Origin of the sequence: Achromobacter aegrifaciens (genome assembly GCF_902859735.1) — a bacterium.
GTDB lineage: Bacteria > Pseudomonadota > Gammaproteobacteria > Burkholderiales > Burkholderiaceae_B > Achromobacter > Achromobacter aegrifaciens.
On sequence record NZ_CADIJY010000024.1, the window covers coordinates 31,529 to 50,470 of the forward strand.

16 protein-coding genes are annotated in these 18,942 nt (G+C 65.3%); 13 read left to right on the plus strand and 3 right to left on the minus strand.

All coding sequences use genetic code 11. From position 1 onward, the window contains the following. Nucleotides 1-8 precede the first annotated feature (8 nt). From gmd to HV766_RS29860, 9 genes are read left to right on the plus strand one after another with little or no spacing between them, the layout of a single operon-like run. Nucleotides 9-1,118: a GDP-mannose 4,6-dehydratase gene (gmd, locus tag HV766_RS29820; RefSeq protein ID WP_054453069.1), complete on the plus strand. Its 1,110-nt coding sequence runs from the start codon at nucleotides 9-11 to the stop codon at nucleotides 1,116-1,118. Nucleotides 1,119-1,124: 6 nt separating this feature from the next. After that, nucleotides 1,125-2,078: a GDP-L-fucose synthase family protein gene (locus HV766_RS29825; RefSeq protein ID WP_054453071.1), complete on the plus strand. Its 954-nt coding sequence runs from the start codon at nucleotides 1,125-1,127 to the stop codon at nucleotides 2,076-2,078. A 38-nt stretch (nucleotides 2,079-2,116) separates the two neighbouring features. After that, the gene (locus tag HV766_RS29830; RefSeq protein WP_175182353.1) at nucleotides 2,117-3,433 is read left to right on the plus strand and encodes an oligosaccharide flippase family protein; all 1,317 of its coding nucleotides are present in this window, start codon (nucleotides 2,117-2,119) and stop codon (nucleotides 3,431-3,433) included. Between the two features lie 20 nt (nucleotides 3,434-3,453). Further along, on the plus strand, nucleotides 3,454-4,356 hold the full coding sequence (locus HV766_RS29835) for a glycosyltransferase family 2 protein (protein ID WP_054453076.1): 903 nt from the start codon (nucleotides 3,454-3,456) through the stop codon (nucleotides 4,354-4,356). A 27-nt stretch (nucleotides 4,357-4,383) separates the two neighbouring features. After that, nucleotides 4,384-5,679, plus strand: coding sequence for an O-antigen ligase family protein (locus tag HV766_RS29840; RefSeq protein WP_054453079.1), 1,296 nt, complete (start codon nucleotides 4,384-4,386; stop codon nucleotides 5,677-5,679). After that, the gene (locus HV766_RS29845) at nucleotides 5,672-6,802 is read left to right on the plus strand and encodes a glycosyltransferase (protein WP_054453081.1); all 1,131 of its coding nucleotides are present in this window, start codon (nucleotides 5,672-5,674) and stop codon (nucleotides 6,800-6,802) included. The genes HV766_RS29840 and HV766_RS29845 overlap by 8 nt, the downstream gene beginning before the upstream one ends. A 13-nt stretch (nucleotides 6,803-6,815) precedes the next feature. Beyond that, the gene (locus HV766_RS29850; protein WP_054453084.1) at nucleotides 6,816-7,703 is read left to right on the plus strand and encodes a glycosyltransferase family 2 protein; all 888 of its coding nucleotides are present in this window, start codon (nucleotides 6,816-6,818) and stop codon (nucleotides 7,701-7,703) included. Beyond that, nucleotides 7,700-8,260, plus strand: coding sequence for a putative colanic acid biosynthesis acetyltransferase (locus HV766_RS29855; protein WP_054453087.1), 561 nt, complete (start codon nucleotides 7,700-7,702; stop codon nucleotides 8,258-8,260). The genes HV766_RS29850 and HV766_RS29855 overlap by 4 nt, the downstream gene beginning before the upstream one ends. Continuing rightward, a complete protein-coding gene (locus tag HV766_RS29860; protein WP_054453686.1) occupies nucleotides 8,257-9,513 on the plus strand; it encodes a glycosyltransferase WbuB in 1,257 nt (418 codons plus the stop codon). The genes HV766_RS29855 and HV766_RS29860 overlap by 4 nt, the downstream gene beginning before the upstream one ends. A gap of 151 nt (nucleotides 9,514-9,664) precedes the next feature. On the opposite strand, the gene HV766_RS29865 is transcribed toward HV766_RS29860, so the two are convergent. The 3 genes from HV766_RS29865 to HV766_RS29875 all read right to left on the minus strand — a co-directional run bounded on the left by HV766_RS29865 (nucleotide 9,665) and on the right by HV766_RS29875 (nucleotide 13,612). Next, nucleotides 9,665-10,330 (minus strand): response regulator transcription factor, encoded by a 666-nt coding sequence (locus tag HV766_RS29865; RefSeq protein ID WP_175182354.1) that lies wholly within the window; start codon nucleotides 10,328-10,330, stop codon nucleotides 9,665-9,667. 360 nt (nucleotides 10,331-10,690) lie between these two features. Then, entirely contained in the window at nucleotides 10,691-11,443 is a 753-nt protein-coding gene (locus HV766_RS29870) for a response regulator transcription factor (RefSeq protein ID WP_054453091.1), read from the minus strand. Between the two features lie 564 nt (nucleotides 11,444-12,007). Then, nucleotides 12,008-13,612: a glucosamine inositolphosphorylceramide transferase family protein gene (locus HV766_RS29875; protein ID WP_054453093.1), complete on the minus strand. Its 1,605-nt coding sequence runs from the start codon at nucleotides 13,610-13,612 to the stop codon at nucleotides 12,008-12,010. A gap of 387 nt (nucleotides 13,613-13,999) precedes the next feature. Between HV766_RS29875 and HV766_RS29880 the strand changes: the two genes are divergently transcribed. The 4 genes from HV766_RS29880 to HV766_RS29895 all read left to right on the plus strand — a co-directional run. Next, nucleotides 14,000-14,665, plus strand: a complete 666-nt coding sequence (locus tag HV766_RS29880) for a TetR/AcrR family transcriptional regulator (protein WP_119450031.1) — start codon at nucleotides 14,000-14,002, stop codon at nucleotides 14,663-14,665. Between the two features lie 47 nt (nucleotides 14,666-14,712). Beyond that, the gene (locus HV766_RS29885; RefSeq protein WP_175182355.1) at nucleotides 14,713-17,061 is read left to right on the plus strand and encodes an acyl-CoA dehydrogenase; all 2,349 of its coding nucleotides are present in this window, start codon (nucleotides 14,713-14,715) and stop codon (nucleotides 17,059-17,061) included. 14 nt (nucleotides 17,062-17,075) lie between these two features. After that, nucleotides 17,076-18,371: an acetyl-CoA C-acetyltransferase gene (locus tag HV766_RS29890; protein ID WP_175182356.1), complete on the plus strand. Its 1,296-nt coding sequence runs from the start codon at nucleotides 17,076-17,078 to the stop codon at nucleotides 18,369-18,371. Beyond that, nucleotides 18,368-18,942: enoyl-CoA hydratase-related protein (locus HV766_RS29895; RefSeq protein ID WP_175182357.1), on the plus strand; the 575-nt coding region annotated here is incomplete at its 3' end. The genes HV766_RS29890 and HV766_RS29895, both read left to right, overlap by 4 nt.

Consider the following 18,942-nt stretch of genomic DNA (forward strand, 5'->3'; position numbering starts at 1 on the left):
ATACAACCATGCCAAAACGGGCACTGATTACCGGCGTTACTGGCCAAGACGGGGCCTATCTGGCGGAGTTTCTGCTGGCCAAGGGCTATGAGGTCCACGGCATCAAGCGGCGTGCTTCGCTGTTCAATACCGCCCGGATCGACCATCTGTACCAGGATCCGCATGACCAGCCCCGCAATTTCGTGCTGCATCACGGCGACATGACCGACTCTTGCAGCCTGATCCGCATCGTGCAGTCGGTGCAGCCCGACGAGATCTACAACCTGGCCGCCCAAAGCCATGTCGGCGTCTCGTTCGAGGAACCCGAATACACGGCCAACGCCGACGGCCTGGGCACCCTGCGTCTCCTGGAAGCCATCCGCATCCTGAAACTGGAGAACAAGGCCCGCTTCTACCAGGCCTCCACCTCCGAGCTGTATGGCCTGGTGCAAGAGACGCCGCAAAAGGAAACCACGCCGTTCTATCCGCGCAGCCCGTATGCGGCGGCCAAGCTGTACGCCTACTGGATCAGCGTGAATTACCGCGAAGCCTATGGCATGTATGCCTGCAACGGCATCCTGTTCAACCACGAATCGCCCAAGCGCGGCGAGACCTTCGTCACGCGCAAGATCACCCGCGGCCTGGCCCGCATCGTGCTCGGCCTGCAGGAATGCCTGTACCTGGGCAACCTGTCCGCCCTGCGCGACTGGGGCCACGCCCGCGACTACGTCGAAATGCAATGGCTGATGCTGCAGCAGGACACGCCCGAGGACTACGTCATCGCGACCGGCATGCAATACAGCGTGCGCGAATTCATCAATACCGCCGCGCGCGAGCTGGGCATCCTGCTGGCCTGGGAAGGCGAAGGACTGGAAGAGACCGCCACCGTGCTGTTCTCGCCGGTCCATGACGTCAAGCCCGGCCAGGTCATCGTCCGGGTGGATCCGCGCTACTTCCGCCCGACGGAAGTGGAGACCCTGCTGGGCGATCCGACCAAGGCGCGCGAAAAGCTGGGATGGTCGCCCCGCACCTCCTTCGCGCAACTGGTCAAGGAAATGGTCGAGAGCGATCTGCGCGACGCCCGGCGCGATGCGCTGGTCGAGCAGAACGGCTACGAAATCTACGCCTACAAGGAGTAGCACGACATGACGAACCTGGAGCAACGCGTCTTCGTCGCCGGCCACCGCGGCATGGTGGGCGCCGCGATCACCCGCGAGCTGCAACGCCGCGGGTACCGCAACGTGCTGACCCGCGGCCGGGAAGAGCTGGATCTGGAAAACCAGAATCAGGTCAACCGCTTCTTCTCGACCACGCCGGTCGACGTGGTGTACCTGGCCGCGGCCAAGGTGGGCGGCATCCTCGCCAACCAGACGCATCCGGTGGAGTTCCTGTACAAGAACCTGATGATCCAGTGCAACGTGATCCGCGCCGCGTATGCGGCCGGCGTGCGCAAGCTGCTGTTTCTGGGTTCGTCATGCATCTATCCGCGCGAAGCTCCTCAGCCGATCCGCGAGGACGCCTTGCTGACGGGGCCGCTGGAGGCGACCAACGAGCCCTACGCCATCGCCAAGATCGCGGGCCTGAAGCTGTGCGAGGCCTATCAGCGCGAATTCGGCGCGCGCTTCATCTGCGCCATGCCGACCAATCTGTATGGCCAGCATGACAACTACGACCTGCAAAGCAGCCACGTGCTGCCCGCGCTGATCCGCAAATTCCACGAAGGGCGGGAATCTGGCCAGGAAAGCGTGAGCATCTGGGGCACCGGCGCGCCGCTGCGGGAGTTCCTGTACGTGGACGACCTGGCCCAGGCCTGCGTCATGCTGATGGAGCATCCGCAGGCGGAAGGCATCTACAACATCGGCGCCGGGCAGGACATCTCGATCGCCGACCTGGCCAGGCTGGTGGCCCGCGTGGTCGGCTACGAGGGCAACATCGTCTACGACAGCAGCAAGCCCGACGGCACGCCGCGCAAGCTGATGGACTCGGCCCGCATGCAGGCGCTGGGCTGGAAACCGGAGATCTCACTGACGCATGGCATCACGCTGGCCTACGGGCACTTCCTGCGTGAACGCACCCAGCATGCGCTGCCCGTGGCCTGACGGCCTCGCCAGAACCCCTATGCCCACAGGCCCCAGCCATGTTCGGATTCCTGAGGAAACACATCGCCGGCAATGCCTCCTTCTGGGGGCTGGTGGAGTATGGCATCGGCCCCGTCGCGGCGCTGGTGGCCTTGCCCATCCTGTTCCGGCAGCTGGGAACGGTGGGCTTCGGCCAGTACTCGATGATCATCGCCCTGGCCGGCTTCGGCAATGCCGCCAACCTGGGCGCGGCGGTGACGGCGACCAAGCTGGTTTCCGAACGCATGCACGAACCGGGCGGCGCCTATCGCGCAGCCGGCGTAAGCATGTCGCTGATCGGCTGCGCGCTGGGGGTCGTGACCCTGGCCGCAGTGCTGCTGTGGGGAGTGGTGGGCCTGGGCTGGCCGGCGGCCACCTTCGGCGGCGTGGCGGTGACGATGCTTGCCATGCCCGCCCTGGCCATCTACCTGACGCAGCAATATGACCAACTGTTTTCCGGATGCCTGAAAGGGCGTGAAGACTTCCGCGCCACGGCGCTGTGCGAGGTCTTCAGCCGCACCGGCACGATGGGGCTGGCTTGCGCCACGGCCTGGCTGACGGCCTCCCCCACCTGGACCGGCCTGGCGCAGGCGCTGGGACTCCTGATCGCGGGCAGCGTGAAGATGCGCGTATTCGCGCGCACCTATGGACGCATCCTGGTGCGCCCGGTGCGCGACCGCGCCGCCATGATGGACGCCTTCCGCTTCTCCCGCTGGTCCTGGCTGAACAGCCTGAGCGCCCTGGCCTTCGGTTCGGTGGACAGGGTGCTGGTCGGCAGTCTCATGGGTCCGGCGGCGCTGGCCATCTACACGGTCGGCGTGCAGGTCGGCCAGATCATCCATACCGCGTCGGTCGCGATCTTCCAGAAGGCCATGCCGCGCGTCACCCGCCTGTCGGTTTCGCCGCCCTATCCGGGCGCCGTCGAACGCGAGATCCGCCGCATGATGCTGTGGAACCTGGCGCTGTCGGCCAGCGCCACGCTGGCGGTGCTGGCGGTCAGTCATCCGCTTCTGAACCTGCTGCTGGGGGACAACGTCGCCAGCGGCCATCTGGGCACCTTCCAGTTGCTGATCGTGGCCTCCGGGCTGCTGTCCTTGAACGCCGCAGCGCACTTTTCCCTGCTGGGCCTGGGCAATTCGCGCGCCGTCGCCATCCTGAACGGCCTGGGCGGCCTGGCGATGCTGTGCGTCATGGCGGGACTGGTACACGCGGCGGGGGAACACGCCGCGGCATGGGGCCGCATGGCCTACGCGGCGATCACGCTGGCCGGCGTGGCCCTCGCCATCCGTCAATCCCGCCCAGAATTTCCGGGCGCCTTGCCTGCGGCCACCCGTTAACTCATATGCTGAGGTCCTACATGCGCAAGCGTCATAACGAGTATTCACGTCAGCTCATCGACTTCGTCCGCGAGTTGCGGCCGCCGGCGCCGATTGCCGGCAGCCTGTTGCCGAAAGTGACCATCGTTACCCCCTCGTTCAACCAGGCCCGCTTCCTGGAGCGCACCATCCTGTCCGTGCTGAACCAGGGCTATCCGCGGCTGGAGTACATCATCATCGACGGCGGCTCCACCGACGGCAGCGTGGACATCATCCGCAAGTATGAGCGCTACCTGACGTACTGGGAGAGCACGCCCGACCGCGGCCAGTCGCATGCCATCAACAAGGGCTTCGAACGCGCCACCGGCGACTATGTGGGCTGGCAAAACTCCGACGACCTGTACTTCCCCGGCGCCTTGCGCAAGCTGGGCGCGGCCGCCTCCAAGGGACGCGCGCCCATCGTCAGCGGCAACCTGTTCGTGGCGGACGCCGACAACAAGATCTTCCGCAAGATCCATTACACGCCGGTCAACCGCGGCACGCTGACGGTGGTGAAGGCGTCCATCCCGAACCAGTCCGCGATCTTCCGCCGCGACCTGCTGCAGAAGTACGGGCTCCTGCAGGAGAGCATGCGCTACTGCATGGACCTGGAGCTGTGGAGCCGGCTGCTGCGCGAAGGCAAGAACCTGATCGTCCCGGACGCAATGGGCGTGTACACCGCCCATGACGAAACCAAGACGGCGCTGATGCAGGACGTGCTGCTCGAAGAGCGCGAGCAGATCGTCTCGCGCATCCGCCGCACGGAGCCGGGCCTGGGCAAGCTGTTCGAACTGTCGTGCCGGGCGTCCAAGGTGGCCGCCCACGCGCGGCAGGGCGACCTGTCCTATCTGTTCGAAAAGCTGACCACCAGGATTTTCGGACGAGACGACTGGGCTTCGCACTAGCGCCTGTCCATACCGGGAAGAGCCACAATGACCACGCACCGCCGCTTATCGACCCTGCATCTGCTGGGCATGTTCGCCTTCACGGCGCTGGCCCTGAACGACGATCACTTCGTCCTGGGCGTCGGCAGCTTCAAGCTGTCGCCCTTCGATTTCCTGTTCGTCGCCATGCTGGTGGTCAAGATGCTGCGGCTCGCGGATCCCGCGGCCTATGCGCTGCCCCGCGGCATGCTGGGCATGCTGCTGGGAATCCAGTGCGTGTCGGTGATCTATCTGCTTCTGGTGTCGCTGCATCATCCCGGCATCGAGACCGGCGATGTCGCGCGGGACCTGCGCATCGTGTTCTATTTTCTGTGCACGCCCTTTCTTTGCTACAAGGACATCGACAGCCCGGCCGCCTACGCGGTGCTGCAGAAGTACATCGTGGCGGCCTGCCTGGCCGTGGCCACGCTGATGTTGGCCGAACAGCTGCAAGGCTTCAGCGTGGCGAATCCGCTGCGCAACGTGCGGCTGGGCGTATGGGCCATTCCGTTCGGCGTGGTGTCTCTGCTGTACTTCCGGCGCACGCTCAACGTTTCCGGACCCAAGGCTTACGCGCTGACGGTCTATATGCTGCTGGCCCTGGTGTTCTCGCTGAACCGCAGCCAATACCTGCAGCTGGCGATCTCGGTCTTCATCGCCGTGCTGTTGGGCGCGGGTCCCGAGATCCGGCGCCGCGCCGTGCTGGTCTTTGCGCCGGCGGCAGTCGCCGGGGTGCTGGTCTTCGCCGCGATCGGCTACCTGGACGTGCTCACCAATCGCATCTTCAGCGTCGAGCGCCTGGACGAGGACTCCAGCTACGGCGCGCGCGTCCAGGAAATGCAGGGGCAAATGGACTTCTTCGCGGAGAGTCCGGTGTTCGGCAAGGGCGCGGGCTTTCGCAGCTGGGTCATGGGCGAGAACGGCTTCGAGCTGAGCACCTTCGCCCACAACTCCTGGGCCTTCTACCTGATGAAATTCGGGGTGGTCGGCACCATCATGATCATGCTTCCGCCCGTGCTCATTCTGCTGCTCACGCTGTTGCGACGATATGCGCATCCGGGCCTGGAGCTGCACCGGCGATACCTGCTTGCCACCGCGCCTATCTATATCTTCATCGACTCGCTTTCCGGCGGCCTGGCCTATGCGCCCAAGACCGCCTTCACCGGGTTCCTGCTGTGCTATTGCCTGTCGCTCATGCGCAATGCCCAGATCATGCCCGTGCCAGAACAAAGAACGACATCCGCCCCCAGCCACCGCCCGGACGTTGCGCGCCGGACGCCAACTAGAGTGATCCCACATGCCTGATGTCTTGTTTGTCGCGCCAGACCTGCACGGCGGCGTAGGAAGATGTGTCGCCTTCATCGTGGATGCCTTGCCGGAACAAGGGGTGGATTCCGCCTTGTTCCTGCTGCGTTCGCGCATCCGCGAGTATCCCGTATCCAATCCGAAGGTGACCCGGGCGCTCCCTGTCAACGAATCCCCGACCGCGCTGCGGCTGATGCTGCCCGTGGCCTTTTTCAAGCTGCTCATGCAGATCCGGCGCGACAAGCCCGCCATCGTCTGCTCGCACGGCCTCTTGTGCAACATGCTGGTCGTGGCGGCCAAGAAGCTGCTGCGCGGCAAGTTCGCCACCGTCGCCTTCGAACACAGCAGCCCGGCCATCCACTACGGAGCCTCGCGCATGCGGCGCCTGAAATGCTGGCTGGTCAGCCAGACCTACCGGCGCCACGATGCGGTGGTGGGCGTGTCGCGCGGCGTCAAGGAAGACCTGGTCAGCATGTTTCCGCCGCTGCGCGGCAAGGTCCACACCATCTACAACGGCGTGCCGCTGGAAAATGTGCGCGCGCAGGGCGGCCGCGGCGGCGACGACCCCGCGCAGCCCGCCCCCTACCATGTGGTGGCCGTGGGCCGGCTCGAAGCAGTGAAGGATTACGCGACGCTGATCGACGCGGCCGCATTGCTGGATGACCCCGGCATCCGCTTCACCATCCTGGGCGAAGGATCCGAGCATGCCGCCCTGCAAAAACGCATCGATGAGCGCGGCTCGCGCAGCCCGGTCACCCTGGCGGGCCATATCGACAACCCGTTCCCGGTGATTGCGGGCGCCGGCGCATTCGCCCTGACCTCCCTGCGCGAGAGCTTCGGCAATGTGCTGGTGGAAGCGCTGTGCCTGGGCGTGCCGGTCATTTCCACCGACTGTCCCCATGGCCCGGCTGAAATCCTGGATTCCGGCCGCTACGGCCTGCTGGTTCCGGTGGGCGACGCCGCGGCCCTGGCCGAGGCGGTGCGCCGCCTGGCCTATGACGCGGAGATGCGTGAACGGTTTGCCGAGCAAGGCCCGGAACGCGCCGACGCCTTTTCCCTGGAACGGCACTGCCGCAACGTCATCGCCCTCTTCCGCCCGCTGATGCAGCGCGGCACGCCCTGAACAGGACAGCATCATGCAGAAGATACCGGTATCGGTCGTCGTCATGACGAAGAACGAGGAACGCAACATCAACAAGTGCCTGAAGGCGCTGGTCGAATTCGACGAAGTATTCGTGGTGGACTCCAACAGCACCGACGCGACCTGCGCGATGGCGACGGCGCTGGGCGCCAAGGTCTCGAACTTCCAGTGGAACGGCAAGTATCCCAAGAAGAAGCAGTGGTGCCTGGAACAGCTGCCGTTTTCGCACCCCGTGGTGCTGTACGTGGACGCGGACGAAGAGATGACGCCCGGCCTGGCCGCGGAAATACGCGAAGCCCTGCCGCGCTTCGCGGCGGGCGCGGGCGGCGCCTTCGTGCCGTTCGATTACGTCTTCTGCGGCAAGAAGCTGGAACACGGCCACCGCGTGTACAAGCTGGCCCTGTTGGCGCGCGACCGCTCGCGCTTCCTGGACTACGACGATCTCGACGTGGCGCATATGTGGGAGGTCGAAGGCCATTACCAGCCGCAGGTCGAAGGCGAAACCTTCGCCCTGCGCCAGCGCATGGTGCACAACGACCATGATTCGCTGTTCCACTACTTCGACAAGCACAACCGCTATTCCGATTGGGAAGCGAACCTGCGCACCAAGGGCCTGATGAACGATCCGCGCGAGGCCAACGTGGGCGCGCGCGCCCTGCTCAAGCGCATCTTCCAGGCCATGCCGTTCAAGGCGCCCATCTCGTTCCTGCATTCCTACGTGTTCCGCCTGGGCTTCCTGGACGGCAAGGCGGGCTACGACTACGCGGTGGCGCGCGCCATGTACTACTGGCAGATCCGCATCAAGACCGAAGAGATCCAGAAGGCGCGGCAGGCCAGCGCCGCCGCGGCGCGTGACGACGCCGTGGCGGGAGCCGCCAAATGAGCGCCCTGCAACAGCTCGACCGTTTTGCGCTGGCGCCCGGCCAGCGCGGCCGCTCCGCCCTGACGGTGCAGCTCTGGTGGACGGTGCAGGCGACGCTGTTCCGCTGGTCGCCGCAAGTTGCCTATGGCTTTCGCCGCTGGCTGCTGCGGTGCTTTGGCGCACGGGTCGGCCGCAAGGTGCTGATCCGGCCCACCGCCACCGTGACCTATCCATGGAAGGTCGAAATCGGCGACTACGCCTGGATTGGGGACGACGCGGTCATCTACAGCCTGGGTCCCATCCACATCGGCGCCCACGCCGTGGTGTCGCAGCGCAGCTACCTCTGCGCAGCAGACCACGATGCGGCGCAACCCGACTTTCCCTTGCGCGAACGCGCCGTGCGCATCGAGGACGGCGCGTGGGTGGCGACCGACGTGTTCATCGGCCCCGGCGTGACCGTCGGGCGTGAAGCAGTGATCGGCGCACGCAGCTCGGTGTTCCGCAACATGCCGCCCGCCATGGTGTGCCACGGCAACCCATGCCGTCCGATCCGCCCGCGCCAGGCTGGCCCGGCATGAAGATCCTCATCTACGGCATCAACTACGCGCCCGAACTCACCGGCATCGGCAAATACAGCGCCGAACTGGCCGAATGGCTGGCCGCGCGCGGCCACGAAGTCAGCGTGGTGACGGCCCCGCCCTACTATCCGCAGTGGCAGGTGCACGAAGGCTATCGCGCCAGCCGTTACCGCAAGGAAACCCTGCGCGGCGTCACCGTACGCCGCGCGCCGCTCTGGGTTCCCGGACGGCCGGGCGGCCTCAAGCGCCTGATCCACCTGGCCAGCTTCGCCCTGTCCAGCCTGCCCTCGCTGTTGCGCGCGGCCGCCGGGCGGCCGGACATCATCCTGGTGGTGGAGCCCGCGCTCTTCTGCGCGCCCGCCGCCTGGCTGGCGGCGCGGCTTTGCGGCGCCCGCGCCTGGCTGCACATCCAGGACTATGAAGTGGACGCCGCGTTCGAGCTGGGGCTGCTCAAGGGCGCCGGCCTGCGCGCCATGGTGCTCAGGGCCGAACGCTGGCTGATGCGCCGCTTCGACCGCGTGTCGACCATATCCAGCCGCATGCTGGACCTGGCGCGGGCCAAGGGCGTGGACCCGGGCCGCGCGGTGCTGCTGCCCAACTGGATCGATGTCGATGCGATTGCGCCGCGCGCCGGCGGCGGCAACTACCGCGCCGAACTGGGCATTCCGCACGACGCGATCGTTGCGCTTTATTCAGGCAACATGGGCGGCAAGCAGGGCCTGCAGACCCTGGCCGACGTGGCCCGCAGGCTCAGCCGCGAGACGCGCCTGTGGTTCGTCTTCTGCGGCCAGGGTCCTGAACGCGCGCCGCTGCAGCAGCAATGCGAGGGCCTGGCCCGCGTCGTCTTCCTGGACCTGCAGCCTGCCGAACGCCTGGGCGAATTGCTCAATACCGCCGACATCCATCTGCTGCCCCAACGCGCCGGCGCCGCCGACCTGGTGATGCCGTCCAAGCTGACTGGCATGCTGGCCAGCGGCCGGCCCGTGGTGTGCGGCGCCTCGCCCGGCACCGAGCTGGCCGGCGTGGTCGCGCGCTGCGGCCTGCTGACGCCGCCGGAAGACGGAGCGGCCATGGCCGAGGCGGTGCGCAAGCTCAGCTACAACGCGCAGATCCGCGAAACCCTGGGCGCCGCGGCGCGCCAGTATGCGCAGACGCATCTGCACGTGGACAGCGTGCTGGCTGCCGCGGAACAGGAATTCGAAGCGCTGATAGCGGCCAAGGGCAAACATGCGGCCCGCGGCGCGGGCGTTTGAACGTCCGCACGGCGCCGCACAAGCCTGCCGCATCTGCTGCGCGCAGGCCGTCAACGTTGCGATGAGTTCAATTTTCTCTTGGCGGTTGGCGACGGGTTACGCGCACTCGAGACCGATGCTCTTGCATCAAGTCTCTCGCGCTTGACCCATCCTACGCGTCTGGGTCGTGTTTGGCGGGCGCTGCGCCGTTGCCGCTGCTGACCAGTCCCATCTGCACCGCGATGTAGGCTGCCTCGGCCTGGTTACGCGCGTTCAGCTTCCAGTACAGCGTGCGCGCGTGGCTCTTCACGGTGGCCACCGAGATGCCGACCTGCTGGCCGATCTCCCGCATGGTCTTGCCCTGCACCAGCAATTGCAGGATCTCTTCCTGCCGTTGGGTCAGCTCCCTCAGCTCCTGGGTTGGCGGATGCGAGGCGCCCTGAGGTCGGGCCGCGGGCTGCGGATAGCATTCGCCGCCCGCCATGACGAGGCTGACCGCCGCCGCCAGCGCATCGGGGCTGGAGGCCTTGGGCATGTAGCCCGCGACGCCTGCCCGCGCACACGCCGCCATGACGCCCGGGTCCAGCACCGAATAAAGCACCAGCACCAGCCGCGGCATGAAGAACGCCATCGATTGGGACAGGAGTCCGACGTCCTGCTCGGCCAGGCCGCTGCAACCCATCACCAGCAACTCCACCGGGCGGTTGATCGAACTGGACATGGTGAGCAATTGGGCTGGCGAGATGGCCAGAATGTCGTCGGTGTTCCGCGCACGCTCCAGCACATGCTGGATCGCGACACGGAGCAGAGCGTAGTCTTCGATCAGTACGGTTGTCATCCCGGGGGGAACCTTGTGACGCATGGCCCATACACGGTTCCCATGACGCTGGCGCATCATTGCTGCAACGGCAGGCTGCTGGCGTCACCGACCTCACGGGAATCTCGTCCGCGGCACGGAATCGCGATGGCGAGGCGGAGTTGTTCGCCTTCTCGATCCAGTCTTGCGGACACAACCCATGCTATCAGCGGCTACGTTCGCTGAATCTCGTTCAGGAGGATGATTGGTGGAGGAATGCAGCAGCACTGCGACCGCGGATACTGCTGTGTATGAATTAGCCATGATGGCTATGCGCGCTCCCGGCAGCAACGGAACGCCTTTGTTCCAGGCTGCCGGGCAGGCCGCGCAAACCAATCCCGGCTACCCGAGCTTGCGCCCATAAAGCTGCCCGGCATCCACATCCCTGCCGTTCGGTTCATGCCATTCCAAGGTCGCGCCACGCTGCAGCGCCGCGTATACGGCTTCGCCCTTGTTCTTCACATGCAAGCGCTGGTAAAGCGTGCACGCATGCGTTTTGGCCGTGGCCACCGAAATGTTCAACATCCTGCTGACCGTCTTGATCGGATAGCCGCGCGCCAGCAACACCAGGACTTCGTATTGCCGCGGCGTGATCTGCAGCAGCTGCGCGCCGGCGCTGACGGGCATGGAACCCTTGCTGGCAGCGGCATCGTCGGCATCCCTGGCCGGCAAGGCGCAGACCGTTTGCGCGGGAGCCTGCAATGCCTGTTCGCTGGGGAAGCACTGCCCTCCCGCCATGACCAGGCGGATGGCCGCTTCAAGGATTTCCACCGATGCCGTCTTCATGAGGCAACCGTAGACGCTTGCCCCGGGCAACCCTTGTACCGGCATGGGCAGAGGCATGACGTCCGTCAGCAGCAGGATCCGCTTGGGCGTGAGCACGCGCTGGATTTCATGCAGCGCGCTCCACGCTTCGTCGGTATCCACCGGCAATCCATAGATCAACAGGTCGGCGCCCGCGTGCACGCCGTCCGCCTTGGAGATGTCAGCCAAACCCATCCCCTCGATTTCCCACACATCATCCAACTTGCTCAGAATCTGCCACAACCCCAACCGCAGGAGCGGATGGGCTTCAATCAGGACCATCTTGGCCATGGTGTCCTCCCGGTTTTTCGACGGGCCTAGAAGGGATCTTCGCTGTGCTGAAGACTATTTTTTTTCCAACCCTGCGATGCGAGTCCGCAATATTCCGGAATATCTAATGAAGCTGAACCGGAGCATTTGGGCTGGGAGACTTTGGTAGCCAACATAACGGATGGCATGGACCCATCTTATGGTTCGAAATTGTCAAAATCAAGACGTTTCGGCTCGATATAATCCGACAAAAACAGAAATCATTCGTTAGCCTTAATCATCATCGTAAATCTGGACGAGACGCGCATCTCATCCATTCCGGCGCTAGGGTTTTCACCAGGAATTCCCCATGAGGAGCTTGCGCTTTCCCTATGGAAGATGCAGGTCCGGCGCGGGTCGCAGGCTAAGGCAGGCCACTGTTACAGGCGTAAAAAAGCCGCGCCGCGGCATCCGCCGGGCGCGGCCTGGAAGTTCCGGAATCAGGACAATAACTGTCTATATGTTTCCGCGGACACATCAAGCCCGTGCGTCTTTCTCGTAATCGAAATATAGGTAACATTTTTATTTTTGCGTTTCCGGCACGATTTACTCCATATAGGCGAAGTCAAATACCGTATGCCCGCCCTGATGATGCCAATGGTGCATCGAAGCATGACGTTTTCTCAGGAAGCTCGCGTAGTGGATTTCGCCGTCCGTTTCCACATAGGTGGACGGCGTTAGTTCCTCGATCCGGTTCAACGACACGCCCTTGCCGTAGTGGCAGAAGCCCTGGTACTGGGCGCAGCGGATCACCTCTCCGCCAGGCGACACAACGATTCCGGCGTTGCGGGCCCGCATCGGGTTGCGCACGATGGGGTTGCAGGCATGCGGCGTCCACTCGGTCGAGCGCGGCGAATCCGAAAAGAAAGCGAATAATTCGTCGCAATGGCTTTGGCCGTCGGTCCGATCGATATTAGTTAATAACCACCAATATTCGCCGTGTTTGAAAATAATGGTATCGACGGCGGATATATTAGTCATCAAATTTACATCAAGCTCCCATTTGAGCGGAAAATCGGTGCATTTCCAGAGCTCTATACTGCGATTGCCGCAGGTCTCCGGCACCATGTAGGTGACGCCTTCGTGCTCGAATATATATGGGAATGACAGATGGTAGGGCAGGTTCAGGGCCGTTCCCAGCAGGCGGAAAGCCCCGTCGGAGTAGGTCGCAACCGAGATCGTGCCCTTGCGCGAGGTAAAATCGTAATCCTCAAAAAATATATACGGCTTTTTATCCTGGGTATATACAAACGGATCCGCGAAGAATCTGCCCTTGGGCGGCTGCAATACCATGGCCTCGGATACCACCGCCTGCTGCCGGGCAGAAGGAAACATGCCTATCCGCCAGCGCACATTGCGTTTCATGACGCGCCGCACAATCAAATCCGACATTAACCAGGCCTGACGCGCAATATATGCGGCGCTATCCCACTCCACCGGATCCTCGCGCCGCAGGCCGCTCATGATCTGCATGCCCGGCGGCGCAACGCCTTGCTTGACGCGGGCCAGCGCCTGCAGCGCGTCGTACACCATGAAATTGCCCAGGCTGAACGCGCGCGCCTGATTCTTCAACCAGAACACTTCGGTGTTGAAACTGCGCTGGTCCAGCAATTCGTCCTGGTCCTCCCGCGGCCCCACGCGCCAGAGCTTCACCGTGGTGTGATCTTCACGCTGATAGACCTCCCAGAAGCCGGCATAGCGGCTGGTCGCCACCGCAATATCCGAATAACTCAGTTGCCATACGCCCAGCCGCGCCCAGCCCGCCATTTGTTCGCGGGTGGCCGGCGATGCGCCCAGCGTGATGACCAGGTCCAGGCCCAGCGCCGCAACCTGGCTTTGCACCTCGGCCGCGGGCATGCCAGGCGTCAACGACAGGACGGCAGCCGTATCCGATGACACGCTTTCCCGCATGTCGCGGCACGCAAGCGCCTGCCGCTGCTTTGCCGGCAGCAGCCGCGCTTCCAGGCGCGACAAGGCGCCAAACAACGCGCGCGCACCCAACCGGGGCGCTTTCTCGCCGCCCTCCTCACTCATCACCAGCAAAGCAGCGACTTCAAAATCCTGGCTATGCGTGAGCCAATCCACCATCTCATGCATCCAGCCGGGTTGCTCGTACCCGTCGACCAGCAGTCCCACTCTGTAGGTTTTCATTTCTCCTGCTCCTGTGCCAGGGCTTGTCGGCCTTCCGTCCGTTACGGCGAACGGACTAGGGCCTGTCATTGCGTATTCAGGGGCGCGACAGATTCAACTCCTCGCGCTGATACTGCGGGGTTTTGCGCCTCCCTTCCAGACCACATTCATCCTAGGTCGGCAGTCCGAGGACGAAAGGCTCAAGGTCATGCGCAAACACTAGGAAATCGTTACTCCCTCCGCATGAGTTTCGTCATCCCTCTGGTGGAGATTGGCGAGAATCCGGCCGGTCCTGAACGCGGGACTTGCGGCCCGCTAGTGGTAAACCCTATTGGGGATAGCCGAGGCTCGCGTCTCAGCCATCTCTCACGCATAATTGTTTTTAAACGAACGTTTGAATTCAACCTTATGCAAGAAATCAGACCGTCCCTCACCCGTGAATCCATCCTGGACACCGCCGAGGCCTTGTTTGCCCAACAAGGACACGATGGCACCTCGATGCGCCAGATCACCGCGGCCGCCGGCGTCAATCTGGCGTCGGTGAACTATCACTTCGGCTCCAAGGAGTCACTCGTGCAGGCGGTGCTCAAACGTCGCCTTGAAGTGCTGAACCGCGAGCGCTTGCGACTTTTGGATGAGCTGGAGGCGCAAGCCGAAGGCAGGCCCCTGAAGCCGTCGCAGATCGTGGACGCCTTTTTCGGCACGCTGCTGCGCCTGGCGGCCGATCCCGCGCAGGCCGGCAGCACCTTCCTGCCGCTGCTCGAACGCACCATGACGGATCCCTCCGACTTCATCCGCGCGCTGTTCGCGGAGGAGTACGCGGATGTGCTGGAGCGCTACCGCAACGCGCTGTTCGCAGCCCTGCCCGACGTGCCCCGCGCGGAAATCATGTGGCGCTTCCAGTTCATGCTGGGCGCCACCTCGTACGCCATCATCGGCACCGACCTGTTGCGCTCGGTCACGGGCTGGACCATCGACGACGCCGAACAACCGGATAACCCCAACCTGCTGCTGCCGCGCCTGATGAGCTTTCTGCTCGGCGGCCTGCGCTCGCCCCTGCCGCACGTGCCCTGAACGCCAAGCGCCCGCAGACGGAACAGAACCTCCACGGAGACAAGAAAATGAACGCAGTCATCTACGCTCTGGTCATCGTCGCGCTCCTGGCGGCGGTCTTGCTGGGCGTACGTCCGATCCGCCGCGCCCTTTTGTCGGCGCCGATCTTCAACCTGTACCGCAAGGTGCTGCCGCAGATGTCGGACACCGAGCGCGATGCGCTGGAGGCCGGTACGGTGTGGTGGGAAGGCGAACTGTTCCGCGGCCGGCCCGACTGGAGCCGCCTGCTGGCCTATCCCCGCCCGCGCCTGAACGATGACGAGCAGCGTTTCCTCGACGTCCAGGCCGAAGAGGCCTGCCGCATGGTCAACGACTGGCATGTCACGCAGGAAAGCCACGACCTGCCGGCCGAGGTCTGGAGCTACCTGAAGACCCAGGGCTTCCTGGGCATGATCATTCCCAAGGAATACGGCGGCCTGGGGTTCTCGGCCTATGCCCATTCCGAAATCGTGACCAAGCTGTCCACGCGCTCGTCGGCGCTGGCGGTTTCAGTCATGGTGCCCAACTCGCTCGGCCCCGCCGAACTGCTGCTGCACTACGGCACCGACGACCAGAAGAACCACTACCTGCCGCGCCTGGCGCGCGGCGAGGAAGTGCCCGCCTTCGCGTTGACCAGCCCCTGGGCCGGCTCCGACGCCGCCGCCATCCCCGACAGCGGCATCGTCTGCAAGGGCGAATGGCAGGGCCGCGAAGTGATAGGCATGAGGGTCACCTGGGACAAGCGCTACATCACGCTGGCGCCTGTGTGCACCCTGTTGGGCCTGGCGTTCCGCCTGTACGATCCCGACGGCCTGCTGGGCGGCGCGAAAGACCTCGGCATCACTTGCGCGCTGGTGCCGCACGACCATCCGGGCGTGGACACCGGCCGCCGCCATTTCCCGCTGAACGCCATGTTCATGAACGGCCCCACGCGCGGCGCGGACGTCTTCATGCCGCTGGATTTCATCATCGGTGGTCCCGCCATGGCCGGCCAGGGCTGGCGCATGCTGATGGAATGCCTGGCGGCGGGACGCTCGATCTCGCTGCCCTCCTCCAACGCCGGCATGTCCAAGCTGACGACCCGGGCGGTGGGCGGCTATGCGCGCGTGCGCAGCCAGTTCCGCACGCCCGTCGGCAAGTTCGAAGGCGTGGAGGAAGCGCTGGCGCGCATCGGCGGCAACACCTACATGATGGACGCCGCGCGCAGCATGACGGCAGGCGCGGTGGACCTGGGCGAAAAGCCATCGGTGGTGTCCGCCATCGTCAAGTACCACGTGACCGAACGCGCGCGCCAGGTCGTCAACGACGGCATGGACGTCATCGGCGGCAAGGGCATCTGCCTGGGCCCGTCCAACTTCCTGGGCCGCGCCTACCAGCAGATTCCGATCGGCATCACGGTGGAAGGGGCCAACATCCTCACGCGCAGCCTGATCATCTTCGGCCAGGGCGCGATCCGCTGCCATCCCTACGTGCTGGCTGAAATGCAGGCCGCGCAATCGTCCGACCGCAAGCAGGGCCTGGACGATTTCGACCGCGCCTTCTGGGGCCACGTGGGCTTCGTCGCGAAGAACAAGCTGCGCGCGCTGGGCACGGCGCTCACGGGCGCGCGCTGGGTCGGCGTCAACGCCGATGTCGCTCCCGAGATGAAGCGCTACTACCAGCTGCTCAGCCGCTACAGTGCCGCCTTCGCGCTGCTGGCGGACACCTCGATGCTGGTGCTGGGCGGCAGCCTCAAGCGCCGCGAGCGCCTGTCGGCGCGCCTGGGCGATGTGCTGTCGCAGATGTACCTGATCAGCGCCACGCTCAAGCGCTTCGAAGACGAAGGCCGCCAGGCGGCCGACGCGCCGCTGGCGCACTGGTCCATCCAGGACGCGCTGTACAAGCTGCAGGAAGCCGTCGAAGGCGTGCTGGACAACTACCCCAACCGTTTCGTGGCCTGGAGCCTGCGCCGCCTGGTCTTCCCCTGGGGCCGCACGCAAGCCCTGCCCTCGGACCAGTTGGGCCAGGACGTGGCGCGATTGCTGATCAAGCCGAGCGCGACGCGCGACCGCCTGACCGCCGGCTGCCACCTGCCCGCGACCGAGGCCGAGCCGGTGGGCGCGATCGAGCTGGCGCTGGCCGCCACACTGGATGCCGAGCCCATCGAAGCCAAGATCCGCGAACTCGAAAAGCGCGGCGCGCTTGACGGCAATCCACAGGCCAACGTGCGCGATATCGCCGATGCCGCCTTCGCCATCGGCGGCATCACCGCCGAAGAATATGCAGTGGTGAAACGCCGCAACCGCTTGCGCGACACGGTGGTGAAAGTGGATGATTTCCCCTTTGATTTGCGCGCCGCGGACCAGGGCAGCCCCGCCGCCGAACGCAGGGCCGCCTGAACAGGAGGAATCGGATGGCATTCAAACCGGTTTACGTCGTCGACGGCGCCCGCACGCCTTTCCTGAAGGCGCGCACCGGCCCGGGCCCCTTCTCCGCCGGCGATCTCGCCGTGCGGGCGGGACGCGCCCTGCTGCTGCGCCAGCCCTATGCGCCCACCGACCTGGACGAGGTCATCGTGGGTTGCGCCGCGCCTTCGCCCGACGAAGTGAACATCGGCCGCGTGATCGCGCTGCGCCTGGGCTGCGGCAACAAGGTGCCAGGCTGGACCGTCATGCGTAATTGCGCCTCGGGCATGCAAGCGCTGGATTCGGCGGTGGCCAACATCCAGTCCGGCCGTTCGGAGCTGGTGCTGGCCGGCGGCACGGATGCGCTGTCGCGCGCGCCGGTGCTGTATTCGGACGAGATGGTACGTTGGCTGGCCAGCTGGTATGCCGCGCGCGGCGCGGGCGCCAAGCTCGCGGCGCTGGGCCGTTTCCGTCTGCGCAATCTTGCGCCCGTCATCGGTCTGCTCAAGGGCCTGACCGACCCGGTGGTCGGCCTGTCCATGGGGCAGACTGCCGAGAACGTCGCGACCCGCTTCGGCATCGACCGCGCCGCGATGGACGCCTACGCGGCGCAGAGCCATGCGCGCGCGCTGGCGGCCCGCGCGGCCGGCGCCCTTGGCGAGATCTCGCCGCTGATCGACACGCAGGGCAAGCTGTATCCCGATGACGACGGCGTGCGCGACGACTCCACTCCCGAGAAGCTCGCCAAGCTCAAACCCGTCTTCGACAAGCCCTGGGGCAACATCACCGCGGGCAACAGCTCGCAAGTCACCGACGGCGCCGCCATGCTGGTCCTCGCTTCAGAGGAAGCGGTGCGCAAATGGAACCTGCGGCCGCTGGGCCGCATCCTCGACAGCCAATGGGCCGGCCTCGATCCCGCGCAGATGGGCCTGGGGCCGGTGCATGCGGCCACGCCCATCCTGCAGCGCCACGGGCTGGGCCTCAATGACCTGGACTTGTGGGAAATCAACGAGGCCTTCGCCGCCCAGGTGTTAGGCTGCCTGGCGGCCTGGCGCGACGATGCCTATTGCCAGGAACACTTCGGCACGCCGGCCTGGGGCGACCTCGACCCGGCCCGGCTCAACGTCGATGGCGGCGCGATCGCCATCGGGCATCCCGTGGGCGCTTCCGGCGCCCGCATCGTGCTGCACCTGCTGGCGGCCCTCAAGCGCCGCGGCGCCAGGCGCGGCATGGCGGCCATCTGCATCGGCGGCGGCCAAGGCGGCGCGATGCTGGTCGAAACCCTGGACGAGGACCGCTCATGACGACTATCGACACGCTTGCGCACTGGCGCCTGGAGCGCGATGCCGACGGCCTGGCGTGGCTGACCTTCGACCGCGCCGGCAGCGCGGTCAATGCCTTGTCCGCCGACACCATGAGCGAACTTGCGGTGGTGCTGGACGCGCTGGACGCGGCCCCGCCCGCGGGCCTGGTGATCCGGTCTGGCAAATCCACGGGCTTTGTCGTGGGCGCTGACGTCAATGAATTCGCCAGCCTGGACACGCCCGAGCAGGCACGCGCGCTGGTGGCGCGCGGATGGGACCTGTTCAACCGACTGGCCGCGGTGCGCTATCCCACGCTGGCCCTGATCCAGGGCCACTGCCTGGGCGGCGGCCTCGAACTCGCGCTGGCCTGCCGCTACCGCCTGGTGGCGGACCAGCCGGGCACGTCGCTCGCCTTGCCCGAAGTCATGCTCGGCATCTTTCCCGGCTGGGGCGGCATGCTGCGCCTGCCGCGGCTGATCGGCGCACCGGCCGCGCTGGACATGATGCTGACCGGCCGAGGCGCCGACGCGCGCCGCGCTGCGGCGCTGGGCCTGGCGGACGCGCGCGTGCC

What these genes read in the sequence shown, in the direction of transcription:
- HV766_RS29835 (WP_054453076.1), top strand. Translation starts at nt 3,454, where the DNA reads ATGCGCAAGCGTCATAACGAGTATTCACGTCAGCTCATCGACTTCGTC.
- HV766_RS29855 (WP_054453087.1), top strand. Translation starts at nt 7,700, where the DNA reads ATGAGCGCCCTGCAACAGCTCGACCGTTTTGCGCTGGCGCCCGGCCAG.
- HV766_RS29825 (WP_054453071.1), top strand. Translation starts at nt 1,125, where the DNA reads ATGACGAACCTGGAGCAACGCGTCTTCGTCGCCGGCCACCGCGGCATG.
- HV766_RS29880 (WP_119450031.1), top strand. Translation starts at nt 14,000, where the DNA reads ATGCAAGAAATCAGACCGTCCCTCACCCGTGAATCCATCCTGGACACC.
- HV766_RS29830 (WP_175182353.1), top strand. Translation starts at nt 2,117, where the DNA reads ATGTTCGGATTCCTGAGGAAACACATCGCCGGCAATGCCTCCTTCTGG.
- HV766_RS29885 (WP_175182355.1), top strand. Translation starts at nt 14,713, where the DNA reads ATGAACGCAGTCATCTACGCTCTGGTCATCGTCGCGCTCCTGGCGGCG.
- HV766_RS29845 (WP_054453081.1), top strand. Translation starts at nt 5,672, where the DNA reads ATGCCTGATGTCTTGTTTGTCGCGCCAGACCTGCACGGCGGCGTAGGA.
- HV766_RS29870 (WP_054453091.1), bottom strand. Translation starts at nt 11,443, where the DNA reads ATGGCCAAGATGGTCCTGATTGAAGCCCATCCGCTCCTGCGGTTGGGG.
- HV766_RS29850 (WP_054453084.1), top strand. Translation starts at nt 6,816, where the DNA reads ATGCAGAAGATACCGGTATCGGTCGTCGTCATGACGAAGAACGAGGAA.
- HV766_RS29840 (WP_054453079.1), top strand. Translation starts at nt 4,384, where the DNA reads ATGACCACGCACCGCCGCTTATCGACCCTGCATCTGCTGGGCATGTTC.
- HV766_RS29865 (WP_175182354.1), bottom strand. Translation starts at nt 10,330, where the DNA reads ATGACAACCGTACTGATCGAAGACTACGCTCTGCTCCGTGTCGCGATC.
- HV766_RS29890 (WP_175182356.1), top strand. Translation starts at nt 17,076, where the DNA reads ATGGCATTCAAACCGGTTTACGTCGTCGACGGCGCCCGCACGCCTTTC.
- HV766_RS29875 (WP_054453093.1), bottom strand. Translation starts at nt 13,612, where the DNA reads ATGAAAACCTACAGAGTGGGACTGCTGGTCGACGGGTACGAGCAACCC.
- gmd (WP_054453069.1), top strand. Translation starts at nt 9, where the DNA reads ATGCCAAAACGGGCACTGATTACCGGCGTTACTGGCCAAGACGGGGCC.
- HV766_RS29860 (WP_054453686.1), top strand. Translation starts at nt 8,257, where the DNA reads ATGAAGATCCTCATCTACGGCATCAACTACGCGCCCGAACTCACCGGC.